Annotated in this window: 19 protein-coding genes; 11 read left to right on the top strand and 8 right to left on the bottom strand. The window is 60.8% G+C overall.

Annotation, left to right across the window (positions count from 1 at the left end; genetic code table 11):
• Positions 1-418: 418 nt before the first annotated feature.
• The 4 genes from purB to QM780_RS03325 all read left to right on the top strand — a co-directional run bounded on the left by purB (position 419) and on the right by QM780_RS03325 (position 5,081).
• A complete protein-coding gene (purB, locus tag QM780_RS03340; protein ID WP_415069066.1) occupies positions 419-1,726 on the top strand; it encodes an adenylosuccinate lyase in 1,308 nt (435 codons plus the stop codon).
• Between the two features lie 182 nt (positions 1,727-1,908).
• Positions 1,909-2,682, top strand: a complete 774-nt coding sequence (locus QM780_RS03335; RefSeq protein WP_415069065.1) for a phosphatase PAP2 family protein — start codon at positions 1,909-1,911, stop codon at positions 2,680-2,682.
• Positions 2,683-2,763: 81 nt separating this feature from the next.
• Positions 2,764-3,555 (top strand): phosphatase PAP2 family protein, encoded by a 792-nt coding sequence (locus tag QM780_RS03330; RefSeq protein WP_415069064.1) that lies wholly within the window; start codon positions 2,764-2,766, stop codon positions 3,553-3,555.
• Positions 3,555-5,081 carry a glycosyltransferase family 39 protein gene (locus QM780_RS03325; RefSeq protein WP_415069063.1) on the top strand — a complete coding sequence of 509 codons (1,527 nt, stop codon included), beginning with the start codon at positions 3,555-3,557 and terminating at the stop codon, positions 5,079-5,081. Before QM780_RS03330 ends, QM780_RS03325 begins: the two co-directional genes overlap by 1 nt.
• 4 nt (positions 5,082-5,085) lie before the next feature.
• On the opposite strand, the gene QM780_RS03320 is transcribed toward QM780_RS03325, so the two are convergent.
• Positions 5,086-5,592: a hypothetical protein gene (locus QM780_RS03320; RefSeq protein ID WP_415069062.1), complete on the bottom strand. Its 507-nt coding sequence runs from the start codon at positions 5,590-5,592 to the stop codon at positions 5,086-5,088.
• A gap of 183 nt (positions 5,593-5,775) precedes the next feature.
• Positions 5,776-6,264, bottom strand: a complete 489-nt coding sequence (locus tag QM780_RS03315) for a ferritin-like domain-containing protein (RefSeq protein WP_415069061.1) — start codon at positions 6,262-6,264, stop codon at positions 5,776-5,778.
• A gap of 151 nt (positions 6,265-6,415) precedes the next feature.
• Here QM780_RS03315 and QM780_RS03310 point away from each other — a divergent pair, with 151 nt between their 5' ends.
• Positions 6,416-7,000 carry an RBBP9/YdeN family alpha/beta hydrolase gene (locus QM780_RS03310; RefSeq protein WP_415069060.1) on the top strand — a complete coding sequence of 195 codons (585 nt, stop codon included), beginning with the start codon at positions 6,416-6,418 and terminating at the stop codon, positions 6,998-7,000.
• Positions 7,001-7,062: 62 nt separating this feature from the next.
• Here the strand turns inward: QM780_RS03310 and QM780_RS03305 are convergent, their stop codons facing one another.
• Positions 7,063-8,037, bottom strand: coding sequence for an NAD(P)H-binding protein (locus QM780_RS03305; protein ID WP_415069059.1), 975 nt, complete (start codon positions 8,035-8,037; stop codon positions 7,063-7,065).
• 209 nt (positions 8,038-8,246) lie between these two features.
• The gene (locus tag QM780_RS03300; RefSeq protein ID WP_415069058.1) at positions 8,247-8,573 is read right to left on the bottom strand and encodes a DUF1476 domain-containing protein; all 327 of its coding nucleotides are present in this window, start codon (positions 8,571-8,573) and stop codon (positions 8,247-8,249) included.
• Between the two features lie 386 nt (positions 8,574-8,959).
• Between QM780_RS03300 and purC the strand changes: the two genes are divergently transcribed.
• The 3 genes from purC (at position 8,960) to QM780_RS03285 (ending at position 10,599) form a co-directional block, all read left to right on the top strand.
• The gene (gene purC / locus QM780_RS03295) at positions 8,960-9,775 is read left to right on the top strand and encodes a phosphoribosylaminoimidazolesuccinocarboxamide synthase (protein WP_415069057.1); all 816 of its coding nucleotides are present in this window, start codon (positions 8,960-8,962) and stop codon (positions 9,773-9,775) included.
• A gap of 140 nt (positions 9,776-9,915) precedes the next feature.
• Complete coding sequence (gene purS, locus QM780_RS03290; protein WP_415069056.1) at positions 9,916-10,155, top strand: phosphoribosylformylglycinamidine synthase subunit PurS; 240 nt, start codon at positions 9,916-9,918, stop codon at positions 10,153-10,155.
• 3 nt (positions 10,156-10,158) lie between these two features.
• Positions 10,159-10,599, top strand: coding sequence for a hypothetical protein (locus QM780_RS03285; protein WP_415069055.1), 441 nt, complete (start codon positions 10,159-10,161; stop codon positions 10,597-10,599).
• A gap of 7 nt (positions 10,600-10,606) precedes the next feature.
• Here the strand turns inward: QM780_RS03285 and QM780_RS03280 are convergent, their stop codons facing one another.
• Positions 10,607-10,828: a hypothetical protein gene (locus QM780_RS03280; RefSeq protein ID WP_415069053.1), complete on the bottom strand. Its 222-nt coding sequence runs from the start codon at positions 10,826-10,828 to the stop codon at positions 10,607-10,609.
• Between the two features lie 65 nt (positions 10,829-10,893).
• Between QM780_RS03280 and purQ the strand changes: the two genes are divergently transcribed.
• Positions 10,894-11,595, top strand: a complete 702-nt coding sequence (gene purQ, locus QM780_RS03275) for a phosphoribosylformylglycinamidine synthase subunit PurQ (RefSeq protein ID WP_415069052.1) — start codon at positions 10,894-10,896, stop codon at positions 11,593-11,595.
• 210 nt (positions 11,596-11,805) lie between these two features.
• On the opposite strand, the gene QM780_RS03270 is transcribed toward purQ, so the two are convergent.
• Together QM780_RS03270 and QM780_RS03265 are read right to left on the bottom strand one after the other, a co-directional pair.
• Positions 11,806-12,099: a hypothetical protein gene (locus QM780_RS03270; protein WP_415069051.1), complete on the bottom strand. Its 294-nt coding sequence runs from the start codon at positions 12,097-12,099 to the stop codon at positions 11,806-11,808.
• Positions 12,100-12,238: 139 nt separating this feature from the next.
• Positions 12,239-13,186 carry an AEC family transporter gene (locus tag QM780_RS03265; RefSeq protein ID WP_415069050.1) on the bottom strand — a complete coding sequence of 316 codons (948 nt, stop codon included), beginning with the start codon at positions 13,184-13,186 and terminating at the stop codon, positions 12,239-12,241.
• Positions 13,187-13,492: 306 nt separating this feature from the next.
• Here QM780_RS03265 and QM780_RS03260 point away from each other — a divergent pair, with 306 nt between their 5' ends.
• Positions 13,493-13,744, top strand: coding sequence for a hypothetical protein (locus tag QM780_RS03260; RefSeq protein ID WP_415069049.1), 252 nt, complete (start codon positions 13,493-13,495; stop codon positions 13,742-13,744).
• Positions 13,745-14,505: 761 nt separating this feature from the next.
• Here the strand turns inward: QM780_RS03260 and QM780_RS03255 are convergent.
• Positions 14,506-14,739 carry a hypothetical protein gene (locus QM780_RS03255; protein WP_415069048.1) on the bottom strand — a complete coding sequence of 78 codons (234 nt, stop codon included), beginning with the start codon at positions 14,737-14,739 and terminating at the stop codon, positions 14,506-14,508.
• Positions 14,740-15,048: 309 nt separating this feature from the next.
• Here QM780_RS03255 and QM780_RS03250 point away from each other — a divergent pair, with 309 nt between their 5' ends.
• Positions 15,049-15,438: a DUF305 domain-containing protein gene (locus QM780_RS03250; RefSeq protein ID WP_415069047.1), complete on the top strand. Its 390-nt coding sequence runs from the start codon at positions 15,049-15,051 to the stop codon at positions 15,436-15,438.
• Positions 15,439-15,442 lie beyond the last annotated feature (4 nt).

The following is a 15,442-nucleotide window of genomic DNA, read 5'->3' as shown; positions in this document are numbered from 1 at the left end:
TAATCTCCCGCTTTGGTTTTATTGAAGCGCTGAAGACTTCCACCTTTCAGCCAAGAGCGCTTCGACTCGTTACTTCCTTGGGTCTTTCTATGTAGGCTCAACCGTCATCGAATAAAATGCGAGTTTCGACCGACGACTGACGATTTTTATGAGTGTGGCTAAACTGCCCTGAATATAACCTGAACGCGAAGCAAGAATTAGCACCCTCATATCTTGCGAATTAGCCCAGTTATTCGTGGCGAGAGACTGACGATAATCTGGACAACGCATCACGAATTGTTGCGGAGCATTAGCTGCGAAGCAGCATTCAGTTGAGACTGTTCGAAATCGCGCGGCGCCTAGAGAACTCGCACTCCTGCGATTGATGCGCGGTGGCTCGTCTGCTACCCCTCCCGCGTCGCATCAAGGATTTAGCTCTATGATACCCCGCTACTCCCGACCCGAAATGACCCGCATCTGGGAGCCCGAAACCCGTTTCCGCATCTGGTTCGAAATCGAGGCTCACGCCGCCACCGCAAGCGCCAAGCTCGGCATAATTCCGGAGGCTGCGGCAAAAAAGATCTGGGAAAAAGGGTCCGCTGCGACCTTCGACGTTAAGCGGATCGACGAAATCGAGGCGGTTACCAAACACGACGTCATCGCATTTCTTACCCATCTCGCCGAGCACGTCGGTCCTGAGGCCCGTTTCGTCCACCAGGGCATGACATCCTCCGACGTTCTCGACACCTGTCTCAACGTGCAATTGGTGCGCGCCGCCGATCTCCTGCTCGCCGATCTCGACCGTCTGCTCGCAGCACTGAAAACCCGCGCCTTCGAACACAAGAACACGGTCACGATCGGCCGCAGCCACGGCATCCACGCCGAGCCGACCACCTTCGGCATCAAGCTCGCCTTCGCCTATGCCGAGTTCCAGCGCGCCCGCGAGCGTCTCGTCGCCGCCAGGAAGGAAGTCGCGACCTGTGCCATCTCGGGCGCCGTCGGCACCTTCGCCAATATCGATCCGCGCATCGAGGAATACGTCGCCGAGCAGATGGGCCTCGTCCCCGAACCCGTCTCCACACAAATCATTCCGCGCGACCGCCACGCCATGTACTTCGCGACGCTTGGCGTGATCGCGTCCAGCATGGAACGCCTCGCCATCGAGATCCGCCATCTGCAGCGCACCGAGGTGCTCGAAGCCGAAGAGTATTTCTCTCCGGGCCAGAAGGGCTCGTCCGCGATGCCCCACAAGCGCAATCCCGTTCTGTCGGAAAATCTGACAGGCCTCGCCCGCATGGTCCGCGCCTACGCCATCCCCGCGATGGAGAACGTCGCCCTCTGGCACGAACGCGATATCTCGCACTCGAGCGTCGAACGTATGATCGGCCCCGACGCGACCGTCACCCTCGACTTCGCGCTGGCCCGCCTTGCCGGCATCATCGAAAAGCTCGTCGTCTATCCCGAGAACATGAAGAAGAATCTCGACAAGCTCGGCGGCCTGCACAATTCCCAGCGCGTGTTGCTGGCGCTGACGCAAGCCGGTGTCAGCCGCGAGGACTCCTATGCCCTGGTCCAGCGCAACGCCATGAAGACGTGGGAACAGGGCAAGGACTTCCTGTCGGAACTGAAGTCGGACAAGGACGTGACCGCGAAGATACCGCCCGCCGAGCTCGACGCCATGTTCGACCTCGACTACCACACCGCCCACGTCGATACGATTTTCCGCCGTGTGTTCGGTAGCGCCTGAGCAAACCACCCTCCTGTCATCCTCGGGCTCGTCCCGAGGATCCATTCAGCACACACCTTTCACCCGCCACTTCGAGGCGTCTTCTCCCAAACTGCGCATCACCGATCTGTAATAAAACCGACACGCCGCTGACATAAGCGCCGACGACGGTGCGGGGGTGGGGCAACGTCGAGGCAGCGGGAATGTGGACGCCGAATTTCGCGTTCGATTGGCGGCAACGGGACGAGGATGAAGAGGATCGAATCGCCCGTCCGCCCGTAACGGCCATCGCCATGTTGCGCGCCGCCATCGCTGTCGGCGTCGTTGCAGTTGCGGTCTTTGCCTGGGCCCCCGACCTCGATCTCGCCTGCGCCCGCCTGTTCTATCTCGGCAACCGTCACTTCATGGGCAACGAGGGTGTTCTCTTCCCGCTGATCCGCTGGACCTTCATCGTTTTCTTTTATCTGACCTGCACCGTTACACTGCTCGGGCTCGCGATGTCGGTGCGAAAGGCAGGTCCTTGGCTCGACCTGACAAAGGGAAAATGGCTGTTCATGGCCTTGTGCCTGATCACCGGTCCCCTCGTCGTCGCCAACATCGGCTTCAAGGACCATTGGGGCCGCGCGCGCCCGAAGGACGTCATTGAATTCAGCGGCCACAAGCTGTTCACCGCACCATTCCCGCCCGCCGGTCAATGCGATTACAACTGCTCGTTCGTCTCGGGCGAAGCCTCGTCCGTCTTCATCGTGCTGTTTGCGGCAGCGTTGTTATTCAAGGCTTATTCGCGAAACTTTGTCGCACTCGGCATCATTTTGGGCGGTCTCGCCGGTCTGACGCGGATGACACAGGGCGGCCATTTTCTATCCGATGTCATTTTTGCCGGTGTTCTTATGGCCGTCACCGCCGCCTGTATGCAGATCGTTTTCGAGATTTTGGAAGCGGAGCATACGCGCCCGGTCAAACCCGCGATGGCATAGGCCGAATGGCGGAAAAAATCTCCGTGTGACATCTTAAATCCGAAAGTCTAAGCGAACGTCGGACCGGAAAAGAAGAGTCCGATGGGGATCATGACGGCGGTAAAGTCGCAATACGAGCATCGGAGCCGAGACGCGAGCAGCAATGTGTCGTTGCTTGTGTGGGGCGGCGTGATTGTCGGCGCGATCGCCGCTCTCGTATTTTTCCTCTTTCCGCAGATCGACCTCAAAACGTCCGAATTATTCTATCGAGGCGACGGTGTCTTCGTCGGCAAGGGCGGCAACCTTCTGCTCGAAGGCGCCGACGCGACATTTGCGGGCGTCGTCCGCCTGGCTCTTTATTCCGCGTTCGTTGTCATTTGCATCATCACCGTCGCAGGCATTGTTGCCTCCGCTGTCCTGAAGCGCGACGTCTTCGGCCTCGGATTTCTGAAATGGCTCTTTCTCGGCGCCTGTCTCCTGATCGGACCCGGATTCATCAGCAATGTCGTGCTGAAAGATCATTGGGGTCGGGCCCGTCCCGTCCACGTCACCGAGTTCGGCGGCAAGAAAGCCTACTCTCCGGCGCTGGTGCCGTCCGATCAATGCCGCCGCAACTGCTCTTTCATCGCCGGTGAAGCCGCCATGATGTACGCGACGTTCTTTGCCGCGGCATTTCTCTTTCCTGCCATCGGCCGTAAACTCATTCTCACCGGCGCCGTCGTCGGATTCCTCTCCGGCCTGATACGCGTCTCGCAGGGGGCGCACTTTTTGTCCGACGTGATTTTCGCCGGCGTCGCGATGGCTCTGACCGTCGCCGCCATCCATACGATCTTTCGGATATTTGTTCGAACCGAAGGCCCCGACGGCGACCCGTTGATCGCTCGGAGCCCGTAGTGTCGGAACCCGCCGCCGCTGCCATGTCCTCACCGCGCGCCGAGCCGGCGAGCGAGCAACGCGACGACCGCGCCGCAAATGCACTTCTTCTCGCGGCCGTGCTCGCGTTCACCGCCGTACGCCTCGCGGTTGCAAGCCATACCGGCCTCGTCGACGACGAAGCCTATTACCGCATCTGGTCACTCGGCGCGTCGCTTTCCTATCTCGATCACCCACCGATGGTCGCCTGGATCATCGGCGCCGGGCGCGCCATCGCCGGCGACACCACACTTGGCGTCCGCCTGCTCGCGCCGATCCTGATGCTCGCTGGCACCGGCATCCTGTGGCGGACGGCCCACCTTCTTTACGGCCCCGATGTCGCCCGACGCGCCGTCTGGATCATGCTCGCAATGCCATTGCTGGCGATCGGCGGCATCATCGTCACGCCGGACTTACCTTCCGTGCTTTCCGCCGGCCTCGTCATCTGGGCATTGGCCGAACTCGACCGCAGCCGTAATCCCAAATGGTGGATCGCGATCGGGCTCTTCTCGGGGCTCGGACTGCTTTCGAAATATACCAACCTATTCCTCGGCGCCTCGATCCTGCTCTGGCTGCTGGCGACACCCGAAAATCGCCGGTGGCTCCGCTCGCCGATGCTTTGGCTCGGCGGCGTCATCGCCGTGCTCGTCGCAAGCCCGGTCGCCATTTGGAATGCCGAACATGGCTGGGCGTCTTTCATCAAGCAGTTCGGCCGCGTCGGTCACGGCGGCAAGGCCGGGCTCAACTATCTAGTGGAATTCATCGGCGGGTTTGGCCTGCTGGAAAGTCCGCTGATCGCGCTGCTTGCACTCGTGGGCTTCATCGGCGCGGTGCGCGGCGCCGTTTCAGAGCGCCGCCCGAACGACGTCCTGCTGACGGCAGCGATCGCACCGATGCTGCTCTATTTTACCGTCCATGCCCTTCACGACCGCGTTCAGGGCAATTGGCCGGCCCCGCTCTATCCAGCATTTGCCATTTGCGCAGCGCTCGGCCTTCAGAAAATTCCGCACACGTGGCGTCGCGCAACGTTCGTTTCCGCTCTCGCCCTTGGCTTTGCCTCGACCGCGATCATTTACGCCCACGCCTTTCATCCGCTGCTTCAATCGGCGAAAGACCCGACCGAACAGATGCGAGGCTGGCCCGCTCTCGCCGACGAGATCGAAAGGAAGCGCCAGGAAACCGCCGCTGCCTGGCTCGCAACGTCGAGCTACGCCACCACCGGCCAACTCATGTTCGCCATTAAAGGCCGCAGCGAAGTGGTCCAGCTCGATGAGCGTCTTCGCTACATCTTTCTGCCGCCGCCGCGCGACGACCTGCTGAACAAGCCGGCGCTTTACGTCGAACTCGAACGCCGCGTCGATCTTCCGCTGCTGTCGAAGAAATTCGCCAAGATCGAAAAGGTCGGCACGCTGAAGCGCGTCAACGGCAGCCCCGACGGCGCGACCTACGTGCTGTATCTTGTCTCCCAGCCCATCGCGCCGCTCCTTACGATCGACGGCAAGCTCTGACGGGCTATCGCATCGCCTCGGCTTCGCAGACCTTCAGCTGCTCGCGAGCTTTCGCCAGACCGGAGAGATCGAGCTTATACTGCCGACCCGCCACGTCGATGGTGACGAGTTGCTCTGGCAGATCCGAAACCAATTGCCGCGTCTTGCCGCTCTCTTGCTCCGCAGTCGCAAACGCCGGTCCCTCGGCCACCGAGGATAGCGCGCCGAACTCTTGAGGACCGGCCGAAAATTTCATCGGGCCGCCGCTCGACGGCGGCGACGCTTCATCGACCAGCGTTATCAGCATCGTCGGCCCGCTCTGCACGATCGACAGCCCGAACGGATGCGCATCTCGAAACGCTTTGCCGGTCGAGCAGACCTGAGCCCCATCGGAGTGCTTGCGAAGCTCCGTCAACCACCCATCGTCTGTACGCCACGCCTGCACCACCTTGCTGACATCGGCGAGCGCCGGAGTGAACGAACACGCGCCGGCAAAAACCGTCACGAGGGCAAAACGCGTAACAGCGCTCATGTCAAAATCCTTGAAGAAAAAACCGAGCCTCCCTTACCTGCCTCGCGCCTTCCAGAAGATTGAGATCTTGACCGCAATTGTATTCAGTCTGCTGACGAGGCTGACTTCGCCACCGCAAAACAAACGCCGCTGCGCAGATGGCGCAGCGGCGTGCTCACTGGGAATTCGCGTCGGTTGTGAAGCCTACGCAGCTTCCTTGTTGAGCTTGCTTTCGGCGAGTTTGGTCAGCTTGTCGTCGGCCGCATATTCTTCCTTCAAAGTCTTCTCGAGGATCGCCGCCAGATCCTTGTGGCCGAGCAGCTTCGCCCACGACACCAGCGTGCCGTAGCGGGTGATCTCGTAATGCTCGGCTGCCTGTCCAGCCGCGATCATCGCAGCGTCACGCGTATCGGCGTCCTTGATCTCCGTCATCAGCTCTTCGCCTTCCTCCAGGATGCCCTTGATGGCAGGGCATTCCGTCGCCTTGGGCTTGCGGCCGAGCATTTTGAACACCTCTTCGAGCCGCTCGACGTGCTCCTTCGTCTCTTCCAGGTGTCCCATAAAGGCTTTGCCGAGAGCCGCTGAATCCGACGCCTTCGCCATTTTCGGCAGCGCCTTCACGAGCTTCATCTCGGCGAAATAAATGTCTTCAAGCGTGTGATTGAACAGGTCTTCGAGATTTTCGACTTTCATGGACGCGTCTCCTGCAACGATAACTGATGCTTCCCCGGGCAACGTCGCGCGCGCCTTGCGGTTCCCAGCAGAAAGCCCCTTTGCCGGAAGGGGCCGGGGTGACGCCAACACTCTTCCCTCGGCTCGCGCGGTCGGTTAATCAAGGCCGTCCATGAAAACATCCGAAATCGACATTCTCATCGTTCCCGGCTGGCAGGATTCCGGCCCCGACCATTGGCAAAGCCGCTGGGAGCGGAACCTCAAGACCGCGCGCCGCGTCATCCAGCAGGATTGGGATAATCCCGACGTCGAGACCTGGGGCGACCGCATGGCGAAATTCGCCGGCGGGGCGACGCAGCCTGTGGTCGTCGTCGCGCATTCCGTCGGCGTCCCCGCGGTGGTCTTTGCCGCCGACAAACTGAAGAAGAACGGCGTTATTGGCGCGTTCCTGGTCGCACCCGCCGACGTCGATCACGCCGATTTCTGGCCCGATACCGGCGGCAGGCGCTGGCCACCGGAAAAAGGCCCGCGCGGCTTCGAAACGATGCCCGAACGGCGGCTACCCTTTCCCGCCCACGTCGTCGTCGCCAACAACGATCTCTATTGCAGCTACGCCCGCGCCGAGCATCTCGCGGGCAAATGGGGCGCCACCATCAGCGACGCCGGCGAGAGCGGACACATCAACATCGATTCCGGGCACGGCCCCTGGCCCGAAGGGCTGCTCCAGTTCGGCCAGTTTTTGAAGAAGCTCGGATAACGGGGCGCTGTGTCATGCTCGGCTTGTCCCGAGCGCCCGTTCGGCAACGACTGAACTTGCGATCAGAAGCGGCCTTCCGCAGGCAGGCATTTGAGGCCGCGCAACGTTTCCCGCACAGCCTCGACGATGTTCGTCCTCGGCTCGTATCCCAGCTCGCTCACCAGCCGCTTGTTGCTGATCCGAAGGGGAACATCCCAAAGATAGCGCATCTCGATGAGCTCGCGGAATGTCGTGACGAACGGCGAAGCCAGCCGGATCAGCCACCAGGGAAAGGGCTTGATCGGGATCGACGGATCGCCGGTGGCAATACGGATCGCTTCGCCCATCTGCTGCCCGTCGGCATCCCAAAATCCATCGAAATGAAAGACCGCGAAATCGGCGAGCCTGTCTTCGCGTTCCAGCAGCACGGCCATGGTCTCGGCGAGATCAGGCAAGTATGCCCACTGATGCCCGACACCGGCTTTGCCGGGATTGCGAACGACCTTGACCGGCTTTCCCGGTTGGATGAGGCCCTGCGAAAACCAGCTGCCTCCCGCATGCGGACCGAAAAAATCTCCGGCGCGCACGATGAGCGTCTTTGCGCCCGTGTCGGACGCCTCTTTTAGCCGGCGCTCCATTTCGACGCGAATTTTCCCCTTCCGCGTCAGTGGATTTTGCGGCGCGTTTTCATCAGGTGAATCGAAGGCGTCCGGCCCGAAATTGTAGACGTTTCCCGGCAGCACGATCCTCGCGCCAGCCGTTTTTGCCGCTTCGATCGTGTTGTCGAGCATGGGCAGAAGAAATTTGTCCCAGTCTTTGTAGCCGGGTGGATTGACCGCATGCGCGATGACGGAAACACCCTGTGCCGCGCCGATGACATCGGCACGGGACATCGCGTCCCCTTTCAGCCAGATGGGCGACGGATCTTGCTGCCAGCGCCTTCGGGCCGAAGCAGGATCGCGGGCGAGCGCTTTGACGTCCCAGCCTCTCCGAAGAAAATTCGCGGCAACTGCGCCCCCGATGCCGCCGGTCGCTCCCAGCACGAGTGCAGACCTCATTCGCGTCTCCCCGGCTGACTGAGAAAGCGATCACTGCCAACGTTCCGGCCATGTCTCCCGGCCGGAAGGTCCCCTGCAGTTCATGGGGCTTTTAAAGAAACTCGGCTGAGAATGTCATGCTCGGGCTTGTCCCGAGCATCCGTTCGGCAACGACTGAACTTCGCGATGGATCCTCGGCATGAAGCCGAGGATGACACCTCTCAAAATCTTCAGCCCTTCGCGGATTCGATGTCCGAAATGGCCTTCGCAAACGACTCTGACATCATCTTGCGAATGTCGGCGTCGTCGACCGCGATGCCCTTCGCGGCAAAATCGGCTTTCAGTTTCCGGAAAACGTCTTCATCGCCCGCTTCCGCGAGGTCCGCCTTGCGAACCTCTTTGATGTAAGCCTCGAGCGCATCACCCGTCAGTCCGAGCTTGGCGCCCGCCCATTCCGCGACTGCCCTGTTGCGACGGGCCTCGGCTTTGAACTTGACCTCTTGGTCGTAGACGAACTTGTTCTCGAAGCCCTTTTCGCGCTCGTTGAAGGTCGTCATGTCCGTTTTTCTCCCTGCTCCACCGCGCTTATAGGGCGCCGACTTTCAGTTGTAGTTGCTATAATACAACACGCAGTGCGCGTATTGCACATGCCCATCAAGCGCATATCTATCGCAGCGTTACCGCGTGCCCTGAGCTAAATCAACGGCTTGGCTTTTAGTCACCATAAGGGCCGCTGCGGCTCATGGTCTACATTGTGTCGCCCCCCTCGTTCGGCTAGTGTCCGGCCAAGACATCCGAGCGCGAAAAGGTAGCGCCGCTCCTTTCCCGACATGAAGAAAACTGTTTGGAAAATCAAGGCGTCAGCGTCCGTGTACGAACTCGTGAAGAAGACCCGTGTATCGCAATGAGTGAGAGCAATCTGTTGATCCTCAGAGGTCCAGGAATGAACAAGCGTCGGCGCATTTACGAGGGTAAGGCAAAGGTCCTTTACGAAGGTCCCGAGCCCGGCACCCTCATTCAGCATTTCAAGGACGACGCAACCGCCTTCAACGCGAAGAAGCACGCGTTGATTGAAGGCAAAGGCGTTCTTAACAATCGCATCTCCGAATACATCTTCGTCAAGCTCGGCGAGATCGGCGTTCCGACGCATTTCATTAAGCGCATCAACATGCGCGAGCAGTTGATCCGCGAAGTCGAGATCATTCCGCTCGAGGTCGTCGTGCGCAACGTCGCGGCCGGCTCGCTGGCAACGCGCCTCGGTCTCGAGGAAGGCGCGCAGCTGCCGCGCTCGATCATCGAGTTCTACTACAAGAAGGACGAGCTTAACGATCCGATGGTCTCGGAAGAACACATCACCGCGTTCGGGTGGGCGACGCCGCAGGAAATCGACGAGGTCATGCAGTTGGCGCTGCGCGTCAATGATTTCCTCGTCGGCCTGTTCCTCGGCATTGGCATCCGCCTCGTCGACTTCAAGGTCGAGTTCGGCCGCTTCTACGACAACGATCAGGTCCGCATCGTGCTTGCCGACGAGATCAGCCCCGATTGCTGCCGCCTGTGGGATGCGCAGTCGGGCGACAAGCTCGACAAGGATCGCTTCCGCCGTGACTTGGGCGGCGTGCTCGAAGCCTATCAGGAAGTCGCGCGCCGATTGGGCGTCCTGACGGAAACGCCGCGTCCGCGCGGCGCCGGTCCCGTACTCGTCGCTTCGAACTCGACGTCGAACGGCCCGGTCGCGCCGGTCAACGGCAAACCGAACTAAAGCACTTCCCTCTCCCCATGACCCTGCACGCGTCATGGGGAGAGGGTTAGGGTGAGGGGCAGCCCTGGGTTCCGGCCTGCTGCCGCCCCTCACCCCAGCCCTCTCCCCGCTTAAGCGGGGCGAGGGAGCAGGGGACACGCATGAAAGCCAAAATCAAAATCACTCTGAAAAACGGCGTGCTCGATCCGCAGGGCAAGGCCATCGAAGGCGCCATCAAGGGCCTCGGCATTTCAGGCGTCGGCGACGTCCGCCAGGGCAAATACATCGAGGTTGACCTGTCCGAGACTGATCCGACCAAGGCGAAGGCCATCGTCGAACAGATGTGCAAGGACCTCCTCGCCAATACGGTCATCGAAAACTACAGCTACGAACTCGGCTGACCGATGCTGCCAAGGTTTGCGGTGACGCTCGTTGCGCTCCTTGTCGGGCCGTGGGCGGCACTCGCCGAGCCCGCAGCGGTTCCGCCTGACCTCGATTGCAAACTGGGCTTCGATGCGCTGCGAAACTGGTCTGCATGGCTGCCTGGCGCCAAACAGAAGACCGCCAATCCAAACGTCGTCACGCTTGAAGATCCGGACGTCTGGCGTGTCGAGATCACGTTCACGGAGCCAGGCCAACCGGCACACCCTGCCATCGTCTTGCGCAAATTCGTAAAGCAGGTCACGGGCGTTTGGACGGCTCAAAGCAAAGAGTGCGGCTACGGCAATCAGGCCGAGTACATAGCTCTTGTCGATGCGATGAAGGCCGAGGATAGCCGCCTCACCAACGCCTCGCGCGATGAGGTCGAACGCCTAAAGCGCGAACAGTCGCCGCTCGGTCAATAATCCACCGTCATGCCGACGAAGAGCCTGCCCCGGCGAAGGCCGGGGTCGGCACCCAGTCAGGCTTCAACACGCAGGGTGGATCGTTGCCTGTATCCCCGGCCTTCGCCGGGATGACGTTGTTGTTGGATTGACCGGCGCCCTCAAACGTCGTGGCCGCGGAGGCGGCCATCCACGGCAAGTCGCCCTTCGCCGCGTGACGTTGCGCGCCGACCGCGAGTCGTGACTTCACGTCCGAGTCCCTATATTCAGGGCTCACAAGAGCAAATAAATGCGCTTTATGAGGTGCACACTGAAATGCTCCGCGCTTCCGTCATCGTCTTCCCCGGCTCGAACTGCGACCGCGATGTGCAAACCGCGATCGAACGCGTCACGGGCTTTGCGCCGAAGATGGTCTGGCACGGCGACGCCAGCGTCCCTTCGTCCGATGTGATCGTGCTGCCGGGCGGCTTCTCCTACGGCGATTATCTCCGCTGCGGCGCCATGGCCGCGCATTCGCCGATCATGAAAGACGTCGTCGCCAAGGCGAAAGCGGGCACACCGGTCATCGGCATCTGCAACGGCTTTCAGATCCTTTGCGAGTCGGGCCTGCTGCCGGGCGCGCTGCTGCGCAACGCCTCGCTCCACTTCATCTGCCGCGACGTATTCCTGAAGGTCGAGAACGATCAGTCGTTCTTTACGAAGTGCTATCGCAAGGGTGAGGTGATCAAGGTTCCGATCGCACACGGCGAAGGCAACTACTTCGCCGACAGCGAAACGCTCGATCGCCTCGAAGGCGAAGGCCGCGTCGCGTTCCGCTATTCGGACGCTGAAGGAAATGTCGACGCCAAGACCTGTCCGAACGGCGCCCAGCGCAACATCGCCGGCATCACAAGCGAAACCGGCCGCGTGCTCGGCATGATGCCCCACCCCGAGCGTCTTTATGAAAATGCGCTCGGCGGCACCGACGGCCGCCGTGTCTTCGAAAGCATCCTGCTGTCCACCCTCGAAGCCGCGTAATTTTTAGATGGCATGCTCGAGTTTGTCCCGAGCATCCATCATGCAGTAACCGAGCGGGAAGCCCTCAGCCTGAACGCGAGGATGACAAGAGAGAGCAAGGCGCTCTCCAACCACACGTCATCCCGGCGAAGGCCGGGATCCAGACCGCCCTCGACGGGCGATCTGTATAGATTTGCCTGGGTGCCGGCCTGCGCCGGCATGACGGATGGCTTAATCGCAAACGCGAATACGCGAATAGCGCCAGACGCCTTCGTAGTCATCCCAGTAACGACGGCCGCGTTCCCAATGGCACGGGCCGCCATAACCGGCGCCACCATAATAGTACGCGGGCGGCGGAGGCGGCGGCGGATCGTAGTAATAGGGCCGCGATGCCGAACCGATGATCGCACCGGCTGCAAGACCGCCGAAAACGCCGGCAGCGAAATCACCACCACCGGCATGTGCCGGAACCGCCATCGCGCTGACGCTCGCCGCGGCAAGCGCGACCTGCAAAAGACGTTTCATGACCGAACTCCCCTCGGAATCCCTTCAAACGCGTTTTTGAACCAGCCCCCATGAACCAAGCTTGAATGGCTGATAAAACCGCTTCGGGGTTATTCTGTGATCGGAAAAAAATTGCGTTTCTGTTAAGAGGTTGCGCGCCTCAAGCCGAAACAGCGAGATAAGCCGATACCGTCAGTATCGAGATTATGGTCGAAACGAGAATGACGCGCGACGTGACGGCGGCCTCTCGCGCGTAAAACTCGGCGAGCATAAAAGGCCCCGTTCCCGTGGGCAGCGCCGCCAGCAACACCGCCGTCCGCGTCAGCGTCGGCGTCAGATCGAACACGGTGCTCGCCAATACCCACGCAATGATGGGATGCAGCACGAGCTTCGCGCCGACGAGAAGCGCCGTGGAATTGGATACCGCAGGCGCGGTCTTGGCCTCGGTCTCGGGCTTCGCCGCCAGAAACAGCCCGAGCGCCACCAGCGCGCACGGAGACGCCGTCCCGCCGAGCAGCTTGAGAAACGATTCCGCCGGCGCAGGCACGTCGAAACCGGAGATCGGAAACAACGCCCCCAGCGCGGGCGCGACCAGAAGCGGATTGCACGCAAGCGACACGCCGACCTTCCGGATGAGATGCAGCGTCCGCGCCTCGCTTTGCAGCCCGACCTCGATCAGAATGATCGCAAACCCGAAAATCACGCACACCGTAATGATCGATGCGATCGTCGTCGGCGCCAGCGCCTCGTGTCCGAGCACGGCGAGTGTGATCGGAAACCCCATATAGGCCGTGTTCGCATATCCTGCGTTGAGGCCATCGATCGCCGCATCGGCCAGATGCCGCGTCCCGCGCAACCGCACCGCGACGGTCACCACGAAGATCAGCATCGTGCTGATGCCGAACACCGCGATAAAACCGGGCTGCCAGAGGTCGCTCCAGTGCGCATGGCTCGTGATGTCGAAAAGGAGCGCGGGCAACGCCAGATAGACGACAAAACGGTTGAGCTCTGTTGTCGCGTTCGGCCCAAGCACGCCGATGCGCCGCGCCAGCCATCCCGCGAGCACGAGCGCAAAAATAGGAAGAACGATCAGAAGGGTCGAAAGCATGGAAGACCAAAGCCCGGTGATGGCCGTTCAAGTATGCTGCAACGCGGTAGCCGTCTAATGCTGAGTAGAAATCCCAGGCATGCCTTTCGGCATGGCGCGCCCCGCCTCCGATTGTGATCTTTCGAAGGCATTTGCAGCGGGCACCTTGCACGGTGTCGCCTCGCTCCTATGTCCAGTGTGTTGCGGGGCCGGGCCCCTCTGGCAGTGCTGCGATAGCGCTGCGATGTCGGACCGCATCGGGTATGCCCGGTGCCTCGACTTTTTTCACCGGACATACCTCCAAAGTTCCGAACCGGAGGAAAATCTATGTCCCGTCGTTTCCTGATCCTTCTCGAACGTGCAACCCGCATCCGCGAGCTGATCGACCGCGAGCAACGGTCCGCTGCGCCCAACGTCCTGCGGCTCATGCGCATGAAGCAGCTGTATCTGAGTTTGTCGTCCAGTCTGCGCAAAATGACGGAAAAGCGGCTTGTGGCGATGGCCTCGGCGCCGAGCTTCACGCCGCGCATCGCCTTCCCCAGCGCCCATTCGGGCCCTGTCTTTTCAGGGCGCTGGTAAGGAACCCCCACTTCGTCGCTGGCGGCCGGCTCCGCGAAGCAGAGTCGCCAGCGACCAACAAAAAAGGAGCCTCGCGGCTCCTTCTTCGTGCAGTCAAACAGTCCGCTCGATTAGCGGCTGTTCCCGCGCCGCCGGCTCTTGCTGGCGGCGGACGAGCCGAGCGACAGCGAGTTGAACACAGCGAACACGATGGCCTTCATAGTAGCACCTGTTTTTGAGCTAACCGGCGGGGCTTCCGGCCCGGCCTGGCTCCCGGGATAAGCCCCCGGGTCGCTTTCTTCTACACTGTAGATAAGCGATCCGACCCCTGTTCGCCAAGGGGGGGTCAAGCAGCTCTATCATGCGCGCCTTGCAGCGCCGCTTGGTCGCGGGGGACGGCCGAAAAACCAAATGAAATCAGTAAGTAAGTGGTAAAGAAAAAAAGGGAGAGAGTTGTAACTCCCTCCCTTGTTCAGACAACTTGCAAGCGTGGACTTGGAAGCGCTGACGCAACCCGCTGCCGAAATTTCGCATCCGCAAAATCGAGTCCGGGACCGAGTGTCGGATCACGGACTTCAGGTCCTCAGATAACCGGCTGGCCCCAAAGAGAAAATCTCCTGCGGCCGCAATTCCGTAATGCGCCTTTTGCAGCGCGGAACGGTCACAGTCCGAACGGGTAGGACGGAATGAGCCAGAATGCCTGGTCTTCGAGCACCGACGCGCGACGCACAGCCGGCACGAATGCCAGCTCCCGGCGATCAGAAAGGCGACAACGGCAAAGGTCAGGCGGCCTGACGATACTGCCACACGTCAATGGCAGGCGTCGTCCTGGAGCCCTCCGCCTCGGTTCCGAAAGGCTGTGACGGGGCCGCAAAGCGCGACGCATAGGCAGCGTCCAGCACCGACGGCAGCTCCTGATGGCCTCCGTGCCGACGATAGCGCGCCGCGCGCCAGAGATCCGCGAACGAAACGTCCGCGAACAGCGAAGTGTGTCCTGCGAACTTATTTGCCGACATGATGATCGTACCTTCTATCCCTCGAACAGCGCCGCTGGTTGCCAAACTCAGCTCGCCGGCATTGCCCTATTAGTCGGCATATAGGGTTCAGATTCTGCTAAATAAAATGGCATTTCATCGCAACTCTGAGATGCGCCGTTCACAGCGCCAAGCCGTCGCAGGCCGCGCGCGCGGCCATTCATTTCAAGTTCAGCGACGGCACAAAAACTCTGTGCACCAGCCATTTCCGCGTGGCGCCGCGACAATCACCTATCGAGCCACTATAAGCGCCGCCGGAACCACACCGAACGCCCGAAAGGACACGCAACCATGAAAGCCATCGTCGGCCTTCTGTGCCTCAGCCTCGTCGCCGCCACGGCCGCCCGCGCGGAAGACATGGACATGAAATCCATGGACCACATGAACATGGATCATATGGACATGGGCGCGACCTCAGCCGAAGCCGCGCCATCGTCTAAAGCCTACGAAGCGGCCATGCAGAAGATGCATGAGGCCATGATGGTCGGATACACCGGCAACGCCGACGTCGATTTCGTCAAAGGCATGATTCCGCACCATCAGGGCGCGATCGACATGGCGAAGGTCGAGCTGCAGTACGGCAAGGACCCCGAGCTACGAAAGCTGGCGGAAGACATCGTCAACGCGCAGGAAAGCGAGATCGCTTTCATGAACGCCTGGCTCGCCAAGCACGGCAAGTAAGCCC

Origin of the sequence: Hyphomicrobium sp. (assembly GCF_047600905.1) — a bacterium.
Classification (GTDB): Bacteria; Pseudomonadota; Alphaproteobacteria; order Rhizobiales; family Hyphomicrobiaceae; genus Hyphomicrobium_B.
Note: the sequence above shows the minus strand (reverse complement) of the source record. Positions and strands in the feature narration are given on the sequence as shown.